Below are 6,659 nucleotides of genomic sequence, written 5' to 3'. Positions count from 1 at the left end.
CCAAAAACCCGGGCATTTTCATCACTATCTGGGATATCTAAGCAGGTTCCATCTATCACTACGACCCTGAGTTCGCTAATAAAAGCTCCTACTGTTTCAACTGTAGCCATTGGTCGCACTTGCAGAATGAAACAACTGTCTCATCACGCCCGCTCCTAATCTTTGTCTGGCTTGAGTAATTGCCGATTTACAGGGAAACCGCCAATATTTACCAATTTTCACCCATGCTTCATTAAGACCATCAATTAAATTTTTTAAGACATCCCGCATTGAATCTTTTGACCACAGACTCATTGCTATTACCAGACACACTACCAGTTGTGCTGGCAGGGCACGATGACGTTTCTCTTCAACCTTTGTTTTAGTAATCGCCTGTTCGATTGCACTTGCAGGAATCGCCATTTCTATTGCTTTGAATATCTCCCTACTTGGGATTTTGGGAGATACTAATGAGAATTCTTTGAGATGCACCTTACTTGCTCTCCCTTTTTGGACACCCTACCTATTTTACCACTATTTTAGCCTTAACTGAACCGTATTGGCATAAATTCCGTCAGGGTTGGCAAGCGCACGCAGCAGCTTTCCTAACTCTTGTTGTACATTTGGTGTCGCTCCCGCTAGTGCAAGCTGGTTCTGTATCGATTCGATCGTTATCTGGACATAGTTGATTGGGTAATCGAGCATCCGTGAAAGAAGAGCCGTTATTTCAATGAGCGTTAAATTTTGGGGTTCCATGAGATTACGAGTCCATTGACCAGCCCATGTCTCATCTAGTAAATACTTTGCTGCTTCATCGTAGTCTATGGTCATCCATGTAGTGCTGCAACTTACTGTGGGTAATCCAACTTCGCTCAAAATTATCCAGCCAAACCGATTGTCCCCGTCGCTGCTAGCGATCGCCACAAATTCATATGATTTTAGGGAATGGGATATAGCCATTTGCGAAATATTTGTGTTAAGCGCGGCATGATCAAATAGGTGAGCAGGATAACAGTCAGAGCTGAGATCATCAGAGATGTGAGCAAGGCAGGAAGCCAGGATAGTAGCGGTACCAGCAAACGATTGAGAATAGAAATCGTACAAAAGACTCCCAACCATGTAACTAACGCCATTTTGTAGCGAGGGGGTGGAGCCTTCATCGATTTATTGGGCAGCGTAAACCAGGTTTCCAATCCGGTGAGGGTTTGAATATCTTCTGGCTTTTCAATCAAAGGCTGCAATCGCTCAATCCACTCTCGCCGAACATCAGATTCTAGCCAGGCCTTGAGATTGTCGTAGCAATCGAACTTGAGAATGACCACGTACTCAGGATGGGCGTGATGCTGGGGTCGAATAGTGCTGACACCCAGATGTCCCTTGAATTTTCGTGCATCTGCGGCGATGCCATGAAACCATGCTTCGTAACCTTCCTCGCGCCCCGGTTTCACTACATGAGAGATCACAGTGGTGACTAGAGAGTTGTCTTCACTGCTATTGCTTGCCAACGGTTCTTCCAACATATAATTTAGAGAATTAACTGACAGAAAAGTTTTATTCTGAACAACCACCCTAGAGACACCAAATTGCTCGGCAATTTTCGGCAGCACGTCTTGAAACAGAAGGGAGATTAACGAATGCGATCGAAAAGGTTTGGCATGAGATGAAATGACTAAAAAAAGACTTACAATCATTGACAATAGCTATTAAAAACACCCTCTACGTGAGTGACTTACAACCAAGTAGTTGTCACCGCTACGTTCCACGTAAAATTCATAACCTAACGATGACAATATTAACTCAGTTACACACGAGCTAAATAAACTAGGCGCTTTCTCACTACTTACTGGGAGATCCAGCATTTGCCGTTGCTGCATAGCTGGTCATCAGGTTTTTGTAGTCAGGAATAAACTCTGCTAAGAGACTACCCAATCCTTCAATATCGTTGCGCCAGTCACGGTGCAATTCACACACAACGCTAAACCAATTGACCAACTGAACTCCAGCACGAGACATTCGATCCCAAGCTGCATAGCGACAGGCTTCATCGAAGGTTCCAGAGGCATCGGTGACAACAAAAACCTCATAACCTGCCTCTAATGCCGAAAGCGCACAAAAAGTAACACATACATCAGTGACAATTCCGGCAATAATCAATTGCTTTTTACCTGTTGCTTCTACTGCTTTAACAAAGTCCTCGTTGTCCCAAGCGTTGATTTGTCCGGGACGCGGAATAAAGGGAGCATCTGGAAACTTCTCCTTCAGTTCAGGGATGAGGACTCCATTGGGGCCTTGCTCAAAGCTAGTTGTCAAAATTGTAGGCAGGTTGAAAAATTTGGCTGCACTTGCCAGCGCCAGCACATTATTTTTGAAGTCAGCGGCACCAATATCACGCACAAGTGAGAACAGTCCAGTTTGGTGATCGACCAGCAAAACCGCAGCATTATTCTTGTCTAGACGGTTGTATTTGAATGTAGACATCAGGTATTTCTCCTATTTGGGTTATGGGTGAATGAATAATTGCAGAAGGGAGTCAAAAATCACAAAGCCTTAAGTTGTAAAACTTAATAATGTGCTTTTTATTAAAAGCGAAACGTCTATTTCCTCTAAATGGCTTATGGCGTAACCTGTTGCGGCATGAACTCAGTTTGCAAAATCTTACCAAATTTCACCACTCAAGATCCGCAAGTTAAGCGCTGAGTTAACGCGATCGCCCTAATCTCGGCACACGTTACACCAACGCCCCTAACGCTTTCAATGTCGATTTCTGAGCATTCCTCAATCCCGTTGCCCCTTGAATATTCATACCTTCATACAGCCGATCGCCCATCAGCGTCCGGTTACAGCGACCAGTTGCGACATCCCACACTTTAATGGTGCGAATTATAAATTAGGTCTTTTGGGCAATGATATAAACATGATTTTCAGGATACTGGTCATATTCGAGATGGCGGCAGGTGCAATGATGCTCAACCAGAATTTGCAGGAAAGTATCTACACCCAAAGTGCTGTAATCAAAGTCTTGACCTTGAAATGCTCCCGAAACCTCGCTGCTTGTATGTCCGCCGCCACAAGTAAACAGGATCACTCCATTGGGTTCAAGCGCATCGCATAGCTTTTGTATCACAGGCGCTTGCTTGTTGATTGGCAGATGAAACGTGCTATCCCACGCTGCAATCAGGGTGTAAAGTTTCGGCGGCAGCCAATCACAAATGTCTGCCCGGTAAAACGTGATTTCTGGATGTAGCCGCTGGGCTAAATCGATCATTTCCCTAGAAATATCAAGTCCTTCAGGCTGAAATCCATGCTTGGATAAGCTGTTGATAAAACGCCCGCTGCTTCCACACCCGACATCAAGTGCTGCGTGCTGCTTAAAAGTAAATTGGATCGCCCGTTCTAATTGGGCCATCCCGTAAGTTGAATCTCGATGCTCAGTTTGCCACCATTGGGCAATTCGGTCGTAGCGGGCCGATGTATCATTTGGCTCCATAGAATGACCTCATAAGTGGCGATCGAGATTTTCAGCACAATTAAAATCTTTCTCCACGGTACACCCAGACTACGCGATCGCCCCTAACGCTTTCAATGTCGCTTTTTGAGCGTTTGTTAATCCCGTTGCGGCTTGAATATTCATTACATCTTGAACACTACCAAATTTTTCAATAATGTTTCAATTTCTGGCTGTCAGTGGGAAAGTGGCGATTTCAGTTGCAGATTCTGGCAGAGGGGGGCGCAGACAAAGATAAACTAGCGGCCCTAACAGCGGAACTAGAGACACTGCCCAAAAAATGCGATCGTCCGAGAGTCCGCGGCGTGCCATGTCGTCTCCCAAAAGAGAGGGAAATATTACAGCCATCAAGCAACAATCCCAAGTTATTAAATGCACAAAAGGAATTGATTGCCACTGCCTGACATAATCTCCCCAATCTCCATTTAACCAAGCCCAAGCTAACAGCCAGATAGTAGTTAGTAAAAGTACAATCCCTGTCCAGCGGGAGTCTGCTATTTTGACCGACATATCTTTGCGGCCGGAAAATTGTGGCTGAGGCTGGCGGAGGAGTAAGTAGGGAATTAAGCCGATGATGCCGGCGCCGTTGGAAGCGATAAAAGCAGGCCAAGCGGATATATTTTGGGTTTTCTCATCAATGAATAGGAGGCAAGCGTAGACCATCGGCCACACTCCCAGGAGAGCGAATACCGTTACAAGGTAGGGGTTAATTCCTTCTAGCTGCAATTTGAGCATTTTTTCCATAACTGTTAGCGTTCCGGGCCGATCGAGAGGAGCTAGCAGCAAGGTGTAGGCAATAAATGTTGCCCACAGCAACCCCAGAAACATTTTTGTTTTCATCAGATATAACGAGTAGTTGAACCCGACTAAACTAAATTATGGTAAAGTAGCGGCCGAGTTAGCGCCGTCTATCTTAGGTGATAAGCAGTTCGATTGGAACAGCGGCTGCAAACCCCGTTTTAGTTCGGGGATGAAAGGCTCTACAGCAGGCGATCATTACTTTAGGCAGACGCAGGAGCCGCGCTAGGGGAGATACATTTTAAAAAATCGGTTGTTTTCATTACACCACCCTTTATTAGAAAAGGAGTTTCAGCGGTGAACTTAATATCTGTAGAGGAACTCAAAGCGCTGGTACAACAATCTCCTGGATTGTGCGTCTCTATTTATATGCCAGTCGCTCAAGGAACAGAAATTCAACAAAATCCGATTCGGTTCAAAAATTTAATCAGAGAGGCTGAAGACAAAATAGTAGAGTACGGATTTGACAAAAAAGAAGCTGCCCAATTGCTAGAGCCAGTCCGAGCAGAAATTGACCAGGAAAACTTTTGGGAAAATCAAAGCAACCTGCTGGCGATTTTTGTCGGTTCGGGATTTTTCCGCTACTATACCTGTCCGGTGAATTTTGATGAATTAGTGGTTGTGAGCGACAATTTTCACGTCAAACCGCTGATGCCTCTGCTGACAGGAGATAATTTATTTTATGTTTTAGCTCTCAGTAAAAAGGAAGTGAGGCTGATTGAGTGTACGGCTTACAGTGCTCGGGAGGTTGAAGTTGAAAACTTGCCGAAAAGCCTTGAGGAGGCTCTGCAATATGACCCGACAGCTAAAGATGGTCAGTTTCGGATTGCTACTTCCAAAGGAGGCACTAATAATTCTTTTCAGCAGCCGGGAAGTTTTCACGGTCAAGGAAGTCCGGATCGAGATGAGCCCCAGCAGGAAATTTTGCAGTATTTCCACATAATCGATGCCGCGCTGCACAAATATTTGCGCAATAAAAAAGCTCCTTTAGTGTTAGCTGGAGTTGAGTATTTGCTCCCGCTTTACCGAGAAGCCAATACCTACCCGCATTTAGTTGAAGAAGGAATTACAGGCAATCAGAAACTTCTCAAGCCGGAAGAGTTGCGGGCCGAAGCTTTGTCGCTGGTGGAACCTTTGTTTTTGCAGGCTCAGTCAGAGGCGATCGCACAATACCGCGATCTGACAGGAAGCGATAAAATTTCTGCTGATTTGAAAGAAGCTGTTTCGGCTGCTTATTTTGGACGGGTCGATCGACTGTTTGTTGCTCTTGGCGTTCAGCAGTGGGGTACTTTTAATCCCGATACGAACGCGGTGCAAATCCACCCAGATCCAGAATTGGGCGACGAAGATTTGTTGAATGCGGCAGCAATTCAAACTATTCTCAACGGCGGAACTGTTTACGCGATGCCGCCGGAACAAGTGCCGGACGAGGCGCCTTTAGCTGCTATTTTTCGCTATTAATTTACCAGGTTTAAAGCAATGGAATCTACTTCAAGCACAAATTCCGACAAACAAAACCAAAGTAGCAGCGGCGATACCGAACGCTGGGCATCTTTAATTGGTGGCGGGGCGCTGGTGCTTTTTGGTTTGTCGCAGCGTTCTTTGAGAGGTGCTTTGCTGGCGGTTGCGGGCGGCGGTTTAGCGGCTCGCGGGCTGGGGGTTGTGGAGGGTTTGCAATCGGCTGCCGATCCGAATCAAAGCATTAAAGTTGAAAAGACAGTGACGATCGACAAACCGGCTGAGGAATTGTACCGTTTGTGGCGCAATTTTGAAAACTTGCCTCGGTTTATGAAGCATCTCAAACACGTTACGGTAATAGATGAAAAACGTTCTCACTGGATTGCCAGCGCGCCGATGGGCAATAGTGTGGAATGGGATGCAGAGATTGTCCGCGAAGAAGAAAATCGCTTAATTGCTTGGGCGTCTGTTGAAGGGGCTGATGTTGAGAATTCAGGTTTTGTGCGCTTTCAACCGGCATCTGCAGGACGCGGTACAGAGGTCAAAGTTGTCATCGAATACAACCCTCCGGGCGGTGCAATTGGTGCTGGCGCTGCTAAACTATTTGGCGAAGCTCCCGAACAGCAAATTGCCAATGATTTGCGTCGCTTTAAGCAGTTGATGGAAGCTGGGGAAATAGCTACCACGGAAGGTCAACCTTCGGGTCGCAAGTAATCAGTTAGCTCGTGTCGGGTAAATTAATGGTAATTCCTGTAGGGGGGGGTTTTACCAACTATTTTTGATTCACATCCACAATATCTATAAACCCGCCCCCACCGGGCAACAAAATTATTTTATCGCGACCAATGCAAGGGACATGATCTTATATCATGTCCCTTGATATAAGCATCATAAAGTTTGTAGTGAAGACTTCAGCCCT

7 protein-coding genes and 1 pseudogene are annotated in these 6,659 nt (G+C 45.7%); 2 read left to right on the top strand and 6 right to left on the bottom strand.

The annotated features are described in order from the left end of the window. From QUB14_RS13005 to QUB14_RS12980, 6 genes and pseudogenes are all read right to left on the bottom strand, one after another. Positions 1-402 (bottom strand): annotated as a pseudogene (locus QUB14_RS13005) (transposase domain-containing protein); the annotation flags it as partial. Positions 403-513: 111 nt separating this feature from the next. Beyond that, positions 514-810, bottom strand: coding sequence for a hypothetical protein (locus tag QUB14_RS13000; RefSeq protein WP_333217367.1), 297 nt, complete (start codon positions 808-810; stop codon positions 514-516). Between the two features lie 107 nt (positions 811-917). Further along, the gene (locus tag QUB14_RS12995; protein ID WP_333217366.1) at positions 918-1,670 is read right to left on the bottom strand and encodes an antibiotic biosynthesis monooxygenase; all 753 of its coding nucleotides are present in this window, start codon (positions 1,668-1,670) and stop codon (positions 918-920) included. Between the two features lie 145 nt (positions 1,671-1,815). Beyond that, positions 1,816-2,457: an isochorismate family cysteine hydrolase YcaC gene (ycaC, locus tag QUB14_RS12990; protein ID WP_333152046.1), complete on the bottom strand. Its 642-nt coding sequence runs from the start codon at positions 2,455-2,457 to the stop codon at positions 1,816-1,818. Positions 2,458-2,866: 409 nt separating this feature from the next. Next, positions 2,867-3,466, bottom strand: coding sequence for a class I SAM-dependent methyltransferase (locus tag QUB14_RS12985; protein WP_333217365.1), 600 nt, complete (start codon positions 3,464-3,466; stop codon positions 2,867-2,869). 180 nt (positions 3,467-3,646) lie between these two features. Further along, on the bottom strand, positions 3,647-4,324 hold the full coding sequence (locus QUB14_RS12980; RefSeq protein ID WP_333217364.1) for a DUF2834 domain-containing protein: 678 nt from the start codon (positions 4,322-4,324) through the stop codon (positions 3,647-3,649). Between the two features lie 255 nt (positions 4,325-4,579). Here QUB14_RS12980 and QUB14_RS12975 point away from each other — a divergent pair, with 255 nt between their 5' ends. After that, entirely contained in the window at positions 4,580-5,743 is a 1,164-nt protein-coding gene (locus tag QUB14_RS12975; RefSeq protein ID WP_333217363.1) for a baeRF3 domain-containing protein, read from the top strand. A gap of 18 nt (positions 5,744-5,761) precedes the next feature. After that, entirely contained in the window at positions 5,762-6,454 is a 693-nt protein-coding gene (locus QUB14_RS12970; protein WP_333217362.1) for an SRPBCC family protein, read from the top strand. The last annotated feature ends 205 nt before the right edge of the window (positions 6,455-6,659 follow it).

The organism is Microcoleus sp. B3-D2, from assembly GCF_036705345.1.
In the GTDB taxonomy this organism is placed as follows: Bacteria; Cyanobacteriota; Cyanobacteriia; order Cyanobacteriales; family Microcoleaceae; genus Microcoleus.
Note: the sequence above shows the minus strand (reverse complement) of the source record. Positions and strands in the feature narration are given on the sequence as shown.